We start from the raw sequence: 14,452 nt of genomic DNA, 5'->3' as shown, positions 1-14,452 counted from the left end.
TACTGTCTGCTGCGTACTGCCCGGAACTACTGGCCGAGAAGCTTCTCCAGCACCACCGCGATGCCGTCGTCCTCGTTCGACGCCGTCACCTCGTCGGCCACCGTCTTGAGCTCCTCATGGGCGTTGGCCATCGCCACGCCATGGGCCGCCCAGCCGAACATCGGTATGTCGTTGGGCATGTCCCCGAAAGCGATCGTGTCCGCGGCCTTCGCGCCGAGGCGCCGTGCCGCGAGGGAGAGGCCCGTCGCCTTGGAGAGGCCGAGGGGAAGCAGCTCGACGATGCCTTCGCCGGCCATCGTCACGCCGACCAGGCCCCCCGCCACCTGGCGCGCCACCGAGGCCAGCTCGTCGTCGCTCAGGCCCGGGTGCTGGACGTACACCTTGTTCAGCGGTGCGGCCCACAGCTCGGCGACATCCGTGAAGGGGACGGCGGGCAGCGGACCGTCCTGCACCACGTACCCAGGGCCGACGATCACTTCGCCGTCGAGGCCGTCACGGCTCGCGGCAAGCGCCAGCGGGCCGATCTCCGCCTCTATCTTGGCGAGGGCGATACCGGCGAGCTGCCGGTCGAGTGTGACCGACGTGAGTAGCCGGTGCTCGCCCGCGTGATAGACCTGCGCGCCCTGCCCGCACACGGCCAGGCCGTCATAGCCCAGGTCGTCGAGGATGTGCCGGGTCCAGGGCACGGCACGGCCGGTGACGATGATGTGCGCGGCGCCCGCCGCGGTGGCCGCGGTGAGCGCGTCGCGCGTACGCGCCGAGACCGTGTCGTCGGAGCGCAGCAGCGTTCCGTCGAGGTCGGTCGCGACGAGCTTGTACGGGAAGGACGGCGTGGCGGGAGCAGGGTGGCTCACTTGTTGATGGGCTCCAAGATCTCTCGTCCCCCCAGGTACGGACGCAGTACCTCGGGCACCCACACGGAGCCGTCGGCCTGCTGGTGGTTCTCCAGAAGGGCGACGATCGTGCGCGGGACGGCGCACAGCGTGCCGTTCAGCGTCGCGAGCGGCTGCATGACCTTCTTGCCGTCGCTGTTGTCGCGCATACGGATCGACAGGCGGCGGGCCTGGAAACCGTCGCAGTTCGACGCGGAGGTCAGCTCGCGGTACTTGCCCTGCGTCGGGATCCACGCCTCGCAGTCGAACTTGCGCGAGGCCGAGGCGCCCAGGTCACCCGTGGCCACGTCGATCACCTGGAAGGGCAGACCGAGGCCCGTCAGCCACTGCTTCTCCCACTCCAGGAGGCGCTGGTGCTCGTTCTCCGCGTCCGCCGGGTCGACGTACGAGAACATCTCGACCTTGTCGAACTGGTGCACGCGGAAGATGCCGCGGGTGTCCTTGCCGTACGTGCCGGCCTCGCGGCGGAAGCAGGGCGAGAAGCCCGCGTACCGCAGGGGCAGCTTGTCGGCGTCGATGATCTCGTCCATGTGGTAACCGGCGAGCGCGACCTCGGAGGTGCCGACCAGGTAGTAGTCGTCCTTCTCCAGGTGGTAGACGTTCTCGGCGGCCTGGCCGAGGAAGCCCGTGCCCTCCATGGCGCGCGGGCGGACCAGGGCGGGCGTCAGCATCGGGATGAACCCGGCTTCCGTCGCCTGCGCGATCGCCGCGTTCACCAGGGCCAGTTCGAGCAGGGCGCCGACACCGGTCAGGTAGTAGAAGCGCGAGCCGGAGACCTTCGCGCCGCGCTCGACGTCGATGGCGCCGAGCGCCTCGCCGAGCTCCAGGTGGTCCTTGGGCGTGAAGCCCTCGGCCGCGAAGTCGCGCGGGGTGCCGATCGTGTCGAGGACGACGAAGTCCTCCTCGCCGCCGACCGGGACGTCCGGGTGGACCAGGTTGCCCAGCTGACCGAGGAGGCGCTTGGTCTCCTCGTCGGCCTCGTCCTGCGCGGCGTTGGCCGCCTTGACGGCGGCGGAGAGCTCGCCGGCCTTCTTCAGGAGCTCGGCCTTCTCGTCACCCGAGGCCTTGGGGATGAGCTTGCCGAGCGCCTTCTGCTCGGAACGGAGCTCGTCGAAGCGGAGCCCGGACGACCTGCGCCGCTCGTCGGCGGAGAGCAGGGCGTCGACAAGCGCGACGTCCTCTCCACGGGCGCGCTGGGAGGCGCGAACACGGTCGGGGTCCTCACGGAGCAGGCGAAGGTCAATCACCCCACCAGGCTACCGTCGAGCGGTTCCGGCTCTCGACTCGATATTCCCCTGCGATGCGTTATGACCGTTTTGCCGGAATGGGAATTCCCGTCGCGTCCGACCCGCGACCTGCCCCGCGAGTACCGAGGACAGGGTCAATGAAAAGGGTGCCATTCCCCGAAATGGGGCAGAGGGGACTCGCCCCCTTGACCCGATCTCCTTGCGGGAGGCGGGACTTGGGGCCTCGTTGTCCACAGGAATATCCCCTGCCGAAAAGTTATCCACAGGCTGTGCGAAAGATCTGTGGATGCCGGAAGAGATCGTTCCGAAAGCCGCATGCGCGACGAAGGATTCCCGACCCAAACCACCCTCACACCCACTTTCGAGTGGAAATGGTTCGCTCCAAAGAGTTGATCAATGGAAAAGGGTGGACGAGGGGTGACGTGCGCGACTGTGGACGGACTTGTGGGTTGTAGGCCGATTTGTCGACCATGTCACGCTTCGTTGTCGACTTGTCCCCAGGTCGAGAACGGCCCCTGTGGATAACTTTGTGGACAACGTAAATCAGCAGGTAAGACCGCCCGCCCGACCCGAGCGCCCGACCGACGGTCGGCTCAGAACCGGCCGTCCTGGCACTGGGTCAGCCAGTCCGACGCCGCGAGGAACTCGCCGTCGGTGGTCCCCGCCCGCGGCGGCCGCAGATCGGCGGGCGACACTCCCGCACGCGGGTACGACCCGAGGAAGCGCACCTGCGGGCAGATCCGCTTGAGGCCCATCAGCGCCTCGCCCACACGGCGGTCCGTGATGTGGCCCTCGGCGTCCACGGAGAAGCAGTAGTTGCCGATGCGCTGACCGGTGGGCCGCGATTCGATCCGCATCAGGTTGACGCCGCGTACGGCGAATTCCTGGAGCAGTTCGAGCAGGGCGCCGGGGTGGTCGTCGCCGAGCCAGATGACCACCGAGGTCTTGTCCGCGCCGGTCGGCGCCGCGGGGCGGGCCGGACGGCCCACCAGGACGAAGCGGGTCTCGGCGGTCGCCGCGTCGTGGATCTCGCTGACCAGCGGTTCCAGGCCGTACGTCGCCGCCGCGAACTCGCCCGCGAACGCCGCGTCGAAGCGGCCCTCCTGGACGAGGCGCGCACCGTCCGCGTTCGAGGCCGCCGACTCCCACAGGGCGTCCGGCAGGTTCGCGGCCAGCCAGTTGCGGACCTGCGGCTGGGCCACCGGGTGGCCGGTCACCGTCTTGATGTCCTTGAGCTGCGTGCCCGGCCGGACGAGCAGCGCGAAGGCGATCGGCAGGACGACCTCGCGGTAGATCATCAGGGGCGCGCCCTTGGCGAGCTCGTCGACGGTGGTCGTGACACCGCCCTCGACGGAGTTCTCGATCGGCACCAGCGCGGCCGCCGCGTCTCCGCTCCTGACCGCGTCCAGCGCGGCCGGCACGGACACCATCGGGACGAGTTCCCTGGTGGCCGCTTCCGGGAGCGTACGGAGGGCGGCCTCGGTGAAGGTGCCCTCGGGGCCGAGATAGGTGTAGCGCATCGCCGACATACCGTCACCCTAATGGCCTGCCCGTGGCACGGCTCACGCGTCTCACCAAGCGGCGCCCGCCCCACGTACCCACGCCCGAACCCCCGTACGAAGGGAGCGGACCGGCCTCTACGGCGGGGTTCCGGCGGCCCTGCCCCAGCCCCACCCCTCCGGCGGCCCCACCCCTCCGGCGGCCCTACCCCTCCAGCAGCCGCTGCCCCACGTACTCGCCCTTCGCCGCCCCGCCCGGCACCGCGAAGAGGCCGCTCGCCTCGTGCCGGATGAACTCCGACAGCGCGTCCCCGCGGTCGAGCTTGCGCTGCACCGGCACGAAGCCGCGGAGCGGGTCGGCCTGCCAGCACACGAAGAGCAGGCCCGCGTCCGGCTCCCCGCCCTTGTCGAAGCCGTCGTGGTACGAGAACGGGCGCCGCAGCATCGCGGAGCCGCCGTTCTGGTCGGGCCGGGTGATGCGGGCATGGGCGTTGAGGGCGATCACGTACTTGCCGTCCGCGCCCGCCTTCTCCAGCTTCGGCTCGGTGGTCTCCGTACCGCCGGTCAACGGTGAGCCGTCCGACTTGTGGCGCCCGATGACCGCCTCCTGCGCCTTGACGCCGAGCTTCTCCCAGTCGTCCAGGAGCATCCGGATACGGCGTACGACGACATACGAGCCGCCGGCCATCCAGGACGGGTCCCCCGTGGCGGGCACGTAGATCCGCCGGTCGAAGTCGTCCTCCGACGGCTTCGGGTTGTTCGTGCCGTCGATCTGGCCCATCAGGTTGCGGGTGGTCATCGGCTGCGCGGTCGCGCCGGGCGAGCGGTTGAAGCCGTTCATCTGCCAGCGCACCCGCGCCGCGTCACCCGCCTCCTTCTGGAGTGCGCGCAGCGCGTGAAAGGCGACGAGCGGGTCGTTCGCGCCGATCTGCACCCACAGGTCGCCGTCGCTGCGCGCCTTGTCGAGGTGGTCGGAGGAGAAGTCCGGCAGCGGGTCGAGGGCCGAGGGGCGCTGCTTCTCCAGGCCGGTCCGCCCGAAGAAGCTGTGCCCGAAGCCGAAGGTGGCGGTCAGCGACGACGGGCCGGCGTCCCGGGCGACATCCGTGTCCTCGCCCGCCGGGGCCTTGCCCGCCATCAGCCGCTCGGCCGTCGCTGACCAGCGGCGCAGCAGCGCGGCCGCTTCCTTGCGGCCCGCGCCCGCCGTCAGATCAAAGGCGACCAGATGACCGCGGGACTGGACGGGCGTGGTGATGCCGGGCTGATGTTTCCCGTGAAACATGACCGTGTCCGCGCCAAGCGACGCCAACGCCGCCGCCTTCTCGGGGGTGTCCGAGGGCGCCGCGGCATACCCGGCCGCGCCGCCCGCCGCGCCCAGCGCGAGACCGGTGGCGCCGGCGGTGCCGAGCAGCCGCCGCCTCGAAATCCCGTTGTCCGCCATGGTGGTTCCGTTCAGCCGATCTGCGCGTTCTTGTTCACGGTCACTTGGTCGATGTCGGAGGTGCGCACCGTCACCGCGACCTTCCAGTCGCCGGCCATCGGGATCTGGACCCCGCTGGAGCTCCAGTGTCCGGTGGCGATGTGGTCCGGGACGACGGGCAGCGGTCCGACATCCTTCGACTTGAGGGTGAACGACACCTTCACCTCGGGGATGTCGAAGGCGCTGCCGTTCGGCCGCTTCACGAAGATGTGCATCTCGTTGCTGCCGGTCCGGCCGGGGTCCAGGTCGAGCTGCAAGGTGCCCTTGCCGTCCTTGGAGCCCGTGTCGAAGGGGATCTTGAGGGTGAGCGGACCGGTCCGCTGGGCGGCCGCGGCCGTCTTCGAAGCCGCCGCTTCCTCCTCCGTGCGCCCCGGCTCGGTCGAGGTGAGGACCGTGGTGACGGCGAGCAGGACGACGGCGACGCCCGCCTCGGCGAGCACGGAGCGTCGCAGTCCCGACCGGTTCGGGTCGGCGTCGCGGATCCGCTTCTCGCGGGCGGTGGTCATGGCGGCCTGCTGGCGGGCGAGCTGGGCGGTGCGCTTGGAATCCTTGGGCCCCTTGGAGTCCTTGAGCCCCTTGGGGTCCTTGCCGGCCTTGCTGTCCTTGGAGTCCGCGCCGGTGCTCCCAGCGGGCACCGTCACCGGCTTCTTCTCCACCCGCTTGGCCGTCGTGCGCTTCGCGGCGCTCTTCTCCGCGTGTTTCTCGACGACGGCCGCCGCGGCGGCCTCCGGCGCCATGTCGCCCGCCTGGCCCACGATCCGCGCCGTCCAGCGCCGGGAGATCCAGGCGATGCCGACGAGGACGGCCACCAGGCCGACCTTGATGAGGAGCAGCTGCCCGTACCACGTACCGGTGAGCGCCGACCACGAGCCGACCTGCCGCCAGGACTGGTAGAGCCCGGTCGCGGCCAGGGCGACGACGCTGCAGAACGCCACGCGCGAGAAGCGCCGCACCGCCCCGGCCTCGACCGACGGCGCGAAGTAGAGGGCGACGACGAGCGCCGCGAGCCCGCCCAGCCAGGCGGCGACGGCGAGCAGGTGCACGACGTCCACGGGCATCGCGATACCGGCCTGGATGCCGGTCGAGGCGTGCTCGGCCATGGCCCAGGTCGCGCCGAGCCCGACGGCGACGACACCGCCGCCGATCGCGAGCCCGAAGGTGAGGTCTTTGCGCTCCTTGGGGTCGGTCCGCTTCTCGTACGCGCCGAAGAGCACCGCGATGAAGAGCGCGGCGGCGGCGAGCAGCAGCAGCCGTGAGACCAGCGCGGCGCCCGTCTTCGTCTGGAGCACCTCGCCGAGCTTGGCCATGTCGAAGGCGTCGGCGATCTTCCCGGACCCGGTGTAGGGCGCGCGGAGCAGCAGCATGACGAGCGTGGACGCGGTGAGCGTGACCCAGCCGGACACCACGAGGCGCTGCACGGGGCGCGCGCCGGCGCCCCGCGGCCAGCAGCCGAGGACGAAGGCGGCCCCGCCGACGACGAGGATGAACCCGGCGTAGGAGAGGTAGCGCGTGAAGTCGTAGAGCCCGCCCACGAACCCGCCGCCCACCTCCTGGTCCGGCAGCGCGACCTTCGTGTCGGAGGGCGCGCCCACGGAGAAGGTGTAGGCCCCGGAGATGGGGTGGCTGTCGGCGGAGACGACTTGATAGGCCACGGTGAAGGTGCCGTCGGGCAGGCCCTTGTGCAGCCTCACGCCGTACGTGTTCGAGCCGAGGTCACTGGTCTTGCCGGTGTCGACGCGCTTGCCGGCCGGGTCGAGCACCCGTACGGAGCCGTCGGACATGGCGACCTTCTCCGAGAAGGTCAGCGACACACTGGCGGGCGCCTGGTCGACCACCGCCCCCTGCTTGGGGTCGCTGCCCGTCAGCGCGGCATGGGCGGAGGCGGGTGCCGCCGTGGCCAGCAGGGCGCCGAGGAAGACGGCGACGACGAGCAGGAGCCGTCCGACGCCCGGGGTTATCCCGAGGCGGGCGGCGGCCCCGGAGCGAGCTCCACGGCGGGGAGCGATGGTCTGCATCAGCGATCAGTCCCTCAGTGCGACGCGTGCTTGCCGGGCTTGGGGTTGTACGTGGCGGCCTTCACCGGAACCTCAACCTCGATGGGGTCCGACTTCTCGAAGTGCAGCGTCACGGCGACCTTGTCGCCCTCCTTCGGCTTCTGCTCGAGCTCCTCGAACATGAGGTGGTTGCCGCCCCGCGCGAAGTCGAGTTCACCGTTCGCGGGTACGTCGAACGACTTCTGCTCCTTCATCGCGTTGCCCTCGGTGCTGTGCAGCGTGACCTTCTTCGCGATCCCGCTGGTGACCGAGGTGAGCTTGTCGGCGCCGCCCTTGTTCGTGACGGTGAAGAACCCGGAGGCCATGGTGTCCATGGCGGGCGCGGGCATGAAGGCACCGGCGACCTTGAGCTCGGGCTTGGCGGCGGCCTTGTCGGCCTTGCCCGCGGACGTCTCCGAGCAGCCCGCGAGGGCGAGCCCCGCGGTCAGGGCCAGGGCGCCGCCGGTGAGGATGCGGCGGTTCACGGGGTCGCTCCCTTGACGATCTTGGGGAGGTCCTTCGTGTAGTCGTCCACGGTGGTGTCCTCGCCGTACAGCACGTACCCGGCGTCGGTCTTCGGCGAGAACGCGATGACCTGCGTGCCGTGCATCGAGACGACCTTGCCCTTCTCCTTCTTGGAGGGCTCGATGCTGATGCCGAGGGTGCGGGCGCTGCCCTGGATGGTGTCGAAGTCACCGGTCAGGCCGATGAAGTCGGTGTCCTGGGCCTTGAGCCACTTGCCGAGGGCCGCGGGGGTGTCGCGCTCGGGGTCGGTGGTGACGAAGACGACCTGGAGCTTGTCCTGTTCGGCCTTGGGCAGTGCCTTCTTGGCGACGGCGATGTTGCTCATCGTCAGGGGGCAGACGTCCGGGCAGTTGGTGTAGCCGAAGTAGACGAGCGTCGGCTTGCCCTTGGTCCGCTCGCGCAGGTCGTACTTCTTGCCGTGCGTGTCCGTGAGGACGAGGTCCGGCTTCTCGAAGGGCTTGTCGAGGATGGTCGCGGCCTTGTCGCCGTTGGACTCGACGGAGACGTCCGCGACGGGCTTCTTGCCGTCGTCACCGCCACCACAGGCGGACAGGGTGAGCGTGGCCGCGGCCAGCATGGCGGCGGCGAGCAGCTTCTTCTTGCGCATACGAAAATGTCCCAGATGTGAGGGGGGTCCGGGCGCACCGGGGGCAGGCGAAACGCCCCCGGTGCGGCCCGAAGGGTGGCTCAGCTGTTGGCGCGCCGACGTCCGGCGAGCACGCCGAACGCCACGCCGGCGGCGCCGACGACGATGCCGACGATGCCGAGGACGCGGGCGGTGGAGTCACTGCTGTCGGCCGAGGCGCTCTCGCTCTCGTCGCCGGACTTCGCGTCTTCCTTGGGGTCGTCGTCGTGCGAGGCCGCGGCGCCGTGGCCGTCCTCGGACGCGGCGGTCAGCGCGAGGGCGGGCGCCGGGTGCTCCGGCTCCTCCTGGCCCTTCTGCTGCGGCTCGATCCAGCGGACGACTTCCTTGTTGTCGTACGTCTGGACGGCCTTGAAGACGAGCTCGTCGGCGTCCTCGGGGAGCGCGCCGAGGGACAGCGGGAACTTCTGGAAGGAGCCGGGCTGGACGCCCTTGCCGTCGGCGGTCCAGGTGACCTTGGAGACGGCCTCGTCGATCTTCTCGCCGTGCATCTCGAGCGGCTTGTCGAGCTTGGTCTTGGTGACCTTCGCGGTCCAGCCGGGGACGGGCTGCGTCATGACCGAGGCGAGCGGGTGGTCCTCGGGGAAGGACACCTCGAGCTTGGTGGTCGAGGCGTCGTCCATCTCGTTCGGCACCTTGAAGTTGACCGTGGCGTAGCCGCCCTTGGCGGCCTCGCCCTCGGCCGAGACGCTGACGTGCGCGAAGGCGGGGACGGAGAGGAGCAGGACGGCGGAGGCGGCGACGCCACCGACGACGGAGACGCGGGAGGCCTTCACGGTGGACAGCGCAGAGAGAACAGACATGGGAGAAACACTCCACTTTCAGCGGTGACGACCAGCACCGCCGATCAGGTCGGCAGTGGTGATCAGGGGGAGAGTGCGCGCGGCGGCGAACCGAGCGGGCACGCGCGCGTGGACGCCGCCGGCCGTGAGGCACCTCTCCGTAGTGCTGCGGTAGGAGTGCGTCGCGTCAGGCAGCGAGTGCGAGTGCGGCGGTGGCCGGCGGCCCTCGCCTGATCACCGTGTGCTGGAGCGCGGTGGTGTGCGGCTTCGACGGTCCCAGGAAGGCCGTACGGGGCGCGCGGAGATCGCCGCCGGAAGCGCCGGGGAGCCCGGCACGGAGGGCGCGTACGAGACCGAGCGCCGCGCGCAGGGAACGGACGAGCGCCCCCTCGGCGACTCCATACGCCCCGTGTGCCGAGAGCCGTACGAGGCGGAGCAACGCGACGTCGCCGCGGCGCAGCAGCCACCCGGCTGCGACGGCGGCGAGTACGTGTCCCAGGAGCATCGGAAGCGACGGCAGCAGCGACATCGAGCCCATCGCGGAGTCCGCCGTGGTGCCCGGAGCGCTGTGGTGCGGCGGGTGGCCCGCGGCCCTGGCGCCCGGTTCCATGCCGGCCGTCGTCAGGATCCGGTGGGCCTGGGCGGGGCTGAGGGTGGCTGCTCCGGCCCCGCACACCAGTCGCGCGGCCCGCTCCACCATGGAGGGCTCGGCGGAGGCCACCGCCGTGCCGCCGTGCTGGCCGACACCGAAGAGCGCATGCAGGCCCACCTGCCCGGCAGCGAGCAGGGCGGCGATGCCCGGCAGCGACCGCTCACGCCCGGCGAGCGGTGCCGCCACGGCGAAAACGGCGACGAACCCGACGCCCAGCGTCCACAACGGGACGGCGGCGCAGGAAGCGAGCACATGGCCCCCGGCGGACAGCACGATGCAGAGCACGGCGAACACCGCGGCTCTCAGCAGCCGGAGGTCGACTCCGGCGCGCGCTTCGCGCTGGTGGGGGGCAGTCATGGCCGGAACATCATCGCACTGGGCCCGACCGCCGCACACGGCAGGTCCGCAAGCTCCCATGGATGCCGATGAGTGGCGATCGGTGCCCATCGGCACCGAATGGGTGCCTTTGGAGGGGCTCGAAAGAGGCTCGTGAGAGGCGTGTCTACACCGTCCCCGGCCATCCGCGCGTCGGCCGTATGGGCGGCATCACGTCAACTGCGCGCTTATACACGGGCGCTTGCGGCAATACGTATCGGTATGTCGAGCCGCGGCCAGGAGGCTGGAGCATGAGCATGTGGTGGTCTCTCCATTTGCGGCGCGAAGCTGCGAGCGTCCCGCTGGCCCGCCGGTTGCTGATGGGCACGATGGAGACCGCGGGGGTGGATCCTGACGTCTCGTACGACCTGTCGGTCGCTCTCAGCGAGGCCTGTGCCAATGCCGTGGAGCACGGCGGTGATGCGGTGCCCCCCGAGGGGGCGGCCGGTGCCTATCGGGTGACGGCCTACCTGGACGGCGAGAAGTGCCACATCGAAGTCGCCGACTCGGGCCCGGGATTCGTCCCCGCCGCGCAGCCCGCATCGGACACCGCCGAGCACGGGCGCGGTCTGTACCTCATCCAGGAGCTCGCCGACCACGTGCACTTCGGCAACAAGCCGGGTGGCAGGGGCGGCACGGTGATCAGCTTCGACAAGATCCTCAAGTGGCGCGAGGACACGCCGCTCGTCACGGCCTGAGGAGCGCCCCGGCCGACCCGGGGGCCACCCGGCGGCTCAGCCGGGCGGCAGCGCCCTGCACAGGGCCTCCAGGGCCGCTTTGTAGGCATGGTCCGGCGGAGTGGAATAGCCGACGACCAGACCGTCGGGCGCGGGCATCGTGGCCTCCGGGTGGCGGAACTCGGCGAGGCCCTCCAGGGCCAGGCCCTGCCAGGAGGCCGCCTTCGCCGTGGACTGTTCGGTGCCGGGCGGCAGCCGCAGGACGGCGTGCAGGCCCGCGGCGACTCCGGTCGGGCTGATGTGCGGCGCGTGCGTGGCCAGGGCGGCGACGAGCTGGTCGCGGCGCCCGCGGTAGCGCTGACGCATCCGGCGGATGTGCCGGTCGTAGTGACCCGACTCGATCAGTTCGGCCAGCGTGAGCTGGTCGATCACACTCGCCCACGCCTCTCGTTCGCCCTTCGCCTCGAGCACTCCGTCGATGAGGTGTTCGGGCAGGACGAGCCACCCGATGCGCACCCCCGGAGAGAGGCTCTTGCTGACCGAGCCCATGTAGACGACGCGTTCAGGGTCCAGGCCCTGCACGGCACCCACCGGCTCCCGGTCGTAACGGAACTCGCCGTCGTAGTCGTCCTCCAGGACGAGGCCGTCGCGCGTGCGCGCCCAGTCGATCACCGCCGCGCGGCGGGTCGGATGCAGGGGGCCGCCGGTCGGGAACTGGTGTGCGGGCGTGAGCAGTACGCCCCGGACTCGCTGACCCTCGGTCAACTCCTCGATCCGGGCGCCCTTTTCGTCCAGACCCAGCGGGACCGTCCGTACGCCCGCGGTGGCGAGGATCGACCGGTGGAAGCCGAGGCCGTACGACTCCACGGCCAGCCGCCCCCGCAGCATCCCGCCTCCCCCGCTCCCGAACAGCAGCCGCAGGCCGTGCGCGAACCCGGAGCACACCACGATGCGCTCCGGGTCGGTACGCACCCCGCGGGCGCGCCCCAGATACCCGGCGAGCGCCCGGCGCAGCTCGACGCGCCCCTGCGGGTCTCCGGGCCCGAAGGCTTCGTTCGGCGCGGAGTTGAGGGCGCGCCGGGCCGCGGCCAGCCAGGCGGTGCGCGGGAAGGAGGCGGCGTCGGGCCGGCCCTGCCGCAGGTCGTACGCCGGTGGGGCGGGCGTCGCGGGCCGGGTGGGCGCCCGCTTGGGAACGCGGGCGCGGGTGGGCGGCGCCGCCCGCTCCGCCACCCGGGTGCCGGATCCCTGCCGTGCGGTCAGCCAGCCCTCGGCGACCAGCTCGGCGTAGGCGTCGGCGACGGTGTTGCGGGCGATGCCCAGATCGGCGGCGAGGGAGCGGTAGGGCGGAAGCCGCGTCCCCGGAGCGAGCCGCCCCTCGCGCACGGCGTCCCGCAGCGCGCGGATGAGGACGGCCCGGCGGCCACCCGCCCCGGAGAGCTCCAGGTGCAGGTCACTCCCGATGCGCTCCGCCAGATTGACCCATGATTCCGCCACGAGAATGCACCCTATCCAAGGTCTATCCCGCCCGTAGATTCATGGTCATGACGAACACGCAGACCGCACCGCAGACCGCCACCGGGACCACCGCGCAGACCCTCGCACCCACTCCCCGCCTCAACTTCGCCAAGGCCGCCCCCAAGGCCTTCAAGGCCGTGATCGGACTCGACGCGGCCGCCCGCGACGGCCTCGACCCGGCCCTGGTGGAGCTGATCCAGATCCGCGCCTCGCTGCTCAACGGCTGCGCGTACTGCCTCCACATGCACACCTCCGACGCGCGCAAGGCCGGCGAGGACGAGGCACGGCTGCACATGGTGGGCGTCTGGCGCGAGGCGAGGAACTTCTTCACGGAGAAGGAGCAGGCGGCCCTCGACCTGACCGAGGCCGTCACGCTCGTCCACCAGGGCGGCGTCCCGGACGACGTCTACGCCCGCGCGGCGGCGCACTTCGACGAGACGGAGCTCGGCCACGTCCTGGCCCTGATCTTCACCATCAACACCTGGAACCGCATCGCCCTGAGCACCGCCAAGGTGGCGGGCGAGGATGAGCGCTAGGCCCTGCCCCGGGACACGAAACCGGGCCCCTTCTTAAAGAAGAGGCCCGGTCCCTGAGCATGCGAAGAAGTCAGACGAAGAAAGCAGACGAAGAAGGCTGTCAGCCCTTGAGCTCGGCCATCCACGCCTCGACGTCATCGGCACGGCGCGGCAGCGCGGCCGACAGGTTCTTGTTGCCGTCGGCCGTCACGAGGATGTCGTCCTCGATCCGCACGCCGATGCCGCGGTACTCCTCGGGCACCGTCAGGTCGTCCGCCTGGAAGTACAGGCCGGGCTCGACGGTCAGGCAATGGCCGGGCTCCAGGACACCGTCGGCGTAGGTCTCACGGCGCGCGGCCGCGCAGTCGTGGACGTCCATGCCGAGCATGTGACCGGTGCCGTGCAGGGTCCAGCGGCGCTGGAGACCCAGCTCCAGGACGCGCTCGACCGGTCCCTCGACCAGGCCCCACTCCACGAGCTTCTCGGCGAGCACACGCTGCGCGGCGTCGTGGAAGTCGCGGAACTTGCCGCCCGGCTGCACCGCCGCGATACCGGCCTCCTGGGCCTCGTACACGGCGTCGTAGATCTTCCGCTGCAGTTCGTTGAAGCGGCCGTTGATCGGCAGCGTCCGCGTCACGTCGGCGGTGTAGTACGTGTGCGTCTCCACGCCGGCGTCGAGCAGCAGCAGCTCGCCGGAGCGCACGGCGCCGTCGTTGCGCACCCAGTGCAGCGTCGTGGCGTGCGGTCCTGCCGCGCAGATCGAGCCGTAGCCGATGTCGTTGCCGTCGACGCGGGCGCGCAGGAAGAACGTGCCCTCGATGTAGCGCTCGCTGGTCGCCTCGGCCTTGTCCAGGACACGCACGACGTCCTCGAAGCCGCGGGCCGTCGAGTCGCACGCCTTCTGCAGCTCGCCGACCTCGAACTCGTCCTTGACCAGACGGGCCTCGGAGAGGAAGACGCGCAGCTCCTCGTCGCGCTCGGCGGTGACCTTGTCGGTCAGCGCGGCCTCGATGCCCGCGTCGTGACCACGGACGACGCGGACGGAGCCGGTCGCCTCGCGCAGCTGCCCGGGGAGCTCACGCACGTCGGACGCCGGGATGCCGTACAGCGTCTCGGCCTCGGTGAGGGAGTGCCTGCGGCCGACCCACAGCTCGCCCTGGCCGTCGAGCCAGAACTCGCCGTTCTCACGGTTGGAGCGCGGCAGCAGGTAGATGGTGGCCTCGTGGCCGCTCGTGCCGTCCGCGAAGTCCGTCGGCTCCAGGACGAGGACGCCGTCCTCCGTCTGGTTGCCGGTCAGGTAGGCGTACTCGACGGAGGCGCGGAAGGCGTACTCCGTGTCGTTCGAGCGGGTCTTGAGATTGCCCGCGGGGATCACGAGGCGCTCGCCCGGGAAGCGCGCGGAGAGCGCGGCACGGCGGGCGGCGGTGTGCTCGGCCTGGGCGATCGGCTGCAGGTCGTGCAGCTCCGTGTCGGCCCATCCGGACTTCATGTTCTCGGCGAGCTCGTCGGAGACGCCCGGGTACAGGCCGTTCTTGCGCTGCTTGATCGGCTCTTCCTCGGACTCGATCTCCAGGTCTTCCGGGGTCTCCGGGTTCTCCCGAATGAGCTCCTCCGACACG

Annotated in this window: 13 protein-coding genes; 2 read left to right on the top strand and 11 right to left on the bottom strand. The window is 70.8% G+C overall.

Going from position 1 to position 14,452, the window contains the following annotated elements:
• Positions 1-26: 26 nt before the first annotated feature.
• The 9 genes from AB0M70_RS35390 to AB0M70_RS35350 all read right to left on the bottom strand — a co-directional run bounded on the left by AB0M70_RS35390 (position 27) and on the right by AB0M70_RS35350 (position 10,108).
• Positions 27-854, bottom strand: coding sequence for an HAD family hydrolase (locus tag AB0M70_RS35390; RefSeq protein ID WP_365826755.1), 828 nt, complete (start codon positions 852-854; stop codon positions 27-29).
• Complete coding sequence (gene serS / locus AB0M70_RS35385) at positions 851-2,140, bottom strand: serine--tRNA ligase (protein ID WP_365826753.1); 1,290 nt, start codon at positions 2,138-2,140, stop codon at positions 851-853. The genes AB0M70_RS35390 and serS overlap by 4 nt, the downstream gene beginning before the upstream one ends.
• 593 nt (positions 2,141-2,733) lie before the next feature.
• Positions 2,734-3,669 carry a prephenate dehydratase gene (gene pheA, locus AB0M70_RS35380; RefSeq protein WP_365826751.1) on the bottom strand — a complete coding sequence of 312 codons (936 nt, stop codon included), beginning with the start codon at positions 3,667-3,669 and terminating at the stop codon, positions 2,734-2,736.
• A 175-nt stretch (positions 3,670-3,844) separates the two neighbouring features.
• Positions 3,845-5,077 carry an iron uptake transporter deferrochelatase/peroxidase subunit gene (gene efeB / locus AB0M70_RS35375; protein ID WP_365826749.1) on the bottom strand — a complete coding sequence of 411 codons (1,233 nt, stop codon included), beginning with the start codon at positions 5,075-5,077 and terminating at the stop codon, positions 3,845-3,847.
• A gap of 11 nt (positions 5,078-5,088) precedes the next feature.
• Complete coding sequence (locus AB0M70_RS35370; RefSeq protein ID WP_365826747.1) at positions 5,089-7,131, bottom strand: copper resistance protein CopC; 2,043 nt, start codon at positions 7,129-7,131, stop codon at positions 5,089-5,091.
• Positions 7,132-7,145: 14 nt separating this feature from the next.
• On the bottom strand, positions 7,146-7,634 hold the full coding sequence (locus AB0M70_RS35365; RefSeq protein WP_365826745.1) for a copper chaperone PCu(A)C: 489 nt from the start codon (positions 7,632-7,634) through the stop codon (positions 7,146-7,148).
• Complete coding sequence (locus AB0M70_RS35360; protein ID WP_365826743.1) at positions 7,631-8,281, bottom strand: SCO family protein; 651 nt, start codon at positions 8,279-8,281, stop codon at positions 7,631-7,633. Before AB0M70_RS35360 ends, AB0M70_RS35365 begins: the two co-directional genes overlap by 4 nt.
• A gap of 80 nt (positions 8,282-8,361) precedes the next feature.
• Positions 8,362-9,093, bottom strand: coding sequence for a YcnI family protein (locus AB0M70_RS35355; RefSeq protein WP_365826970.1), 732 nt, complete (start codon positions 9,091-9,093; stop codon positions 8,362-8,364).
• Between the two features lie 193 nt (positions 9,094-9,286).
• Complete coding sequence (locus AB0M70_RS35350) at positions 9,287-10,108, bottom strand: hypothetical protein (protein ID WP_365826741.1); 822 nt, start codon at positions 10,106-10,108, stop codon at positions 9,287-9,289.
• A 269-nt stretch (positions 10,109-10,377) separates the two neighbouring features.
• Between AB0M70_RS35350 and AB0M70_RS35345 the strand changes: the two genes are divergently transcribed.
• Positions 10,378-10,824, top strand: coding sequence for an ATP-binding protein (locus tag AB0M70_RS35345; protein ID WP_365826739.1), 447 nt, complete (start codon positions 10,378-10,380; stop codon positions 10,822-10,824).
• A 36-nt stretch (positions 10,825-10,860) separates the two neighbouring features.
• On the opposite strand, the gene AB0M70_RS35340 is transcribed toward AB0M70_RS35345, so the two are convergent.
• Entirely contained in the window at positions 10,861-12,297 is a 1,437-nt protein-coding gene (locus tag AB0M70_RS35340) for a PLP-dependent aminotransferase family protein (RefSeq protein ID WP_365826737.1), read from the bottom strand.
• A gap of 41 nt (positions 12,298-12,338) precedes the next feature.
• Between AB0M70_RS35340 and AB0M70_RS35335 the strand changes: the two genes are divergently transcribed.
• Positions 12,339-12,854 (top strand): carboxymuconolactone decarboxylase family protein, encoded by a 516-nt coding sequence (locus tag AB0M70_RS35335; protein WP_365826735.1) that lies wholly within the window; start codon positions 12,339-12,341, stop codon positions 12,852-12,854.
• A gap of 100 nt (positions 12,855-12,954) precedes the next feature.
• Here AB0M70_RS35335 and AB0M70_RS35330 read toward each other — a convergent pair whose 3' ends face one another.
• Positions 12,955-14,451: an aminopeptidase P family protein gene (locus AB0M70_RS35330; protein WP_365826733.1), complete on the bottom strand. Its 1,497-nt coding sequence runs from the start codon at positions 14,449-14,451 to the stop codon at positions 12,955-12,957.
• Position 14,452: the final 1 nt, after the last annotated feature.

Source organism: Streptomyces sp. NPDC051214, assembly GCF_040682375.1.
In the GTDB taxonomy this organism is placed as follows: Bacteria; Actinomycetota; Actinomycetes; order Streptomycetales; family Streptomycetaceae; genus Streptomyces.
The sequence above is the reverse complement of the archived record's forward strand: the minus strand, read 5'-3'. Positions and strand labels throughout refer to the sequence as shown.

Coding starts and splice junctions, on each gene's coding strand:
- pheA (WP_365826751.1), bottom strand. CDS start 3,669: ATGTCGGCGATGCGCTACACCTATCTCGGCCCCGAGGGCACCTTCACC.
- efeB (WP_365826749.1), bottom strand. CDS start 5,077: ATGGCGGACAACGGGATTTCGAGGCGGCGGCTGCTCGGCACCGCCGGC.
- AB0M70_RS35370 (WP_365826747.1), bottom strand. CDS start 7,131: ATGCAGACCATCGCTCCCCGCCGTGGAGCTCGCTCCGGGGCCGCCGCC.
- AB0M70_RS35360 (WP_365826743.1), bottom strand. CDS start 8,281: ATGCGCAAGAAGAAGCTGCTCGCCGCCGCCATGCTGGCCGCGGCCACG.
- AB0M70_RS35350 (WP_365826741.1), bottom strand. CDS start 10,108: ATGACTGCCCCCCACCAGCGCGAAGCGCGCGCCGGAGTCGACCTCCGG.
- AB0M70_RS35345 (WP_365826739.1), top strand. CDS start 10,378: ATGAGCATGTGGTGGTCTCTCCATTTGCGGCGCGAAGCTGCGAGCGTC.
- AB0M70_RS35335 (WP_365826735.1), top strand. CDS start 12,339: ATGGTCATGACGAACACGCAGACCGCACCGCAGACCGCCACCGGGACC.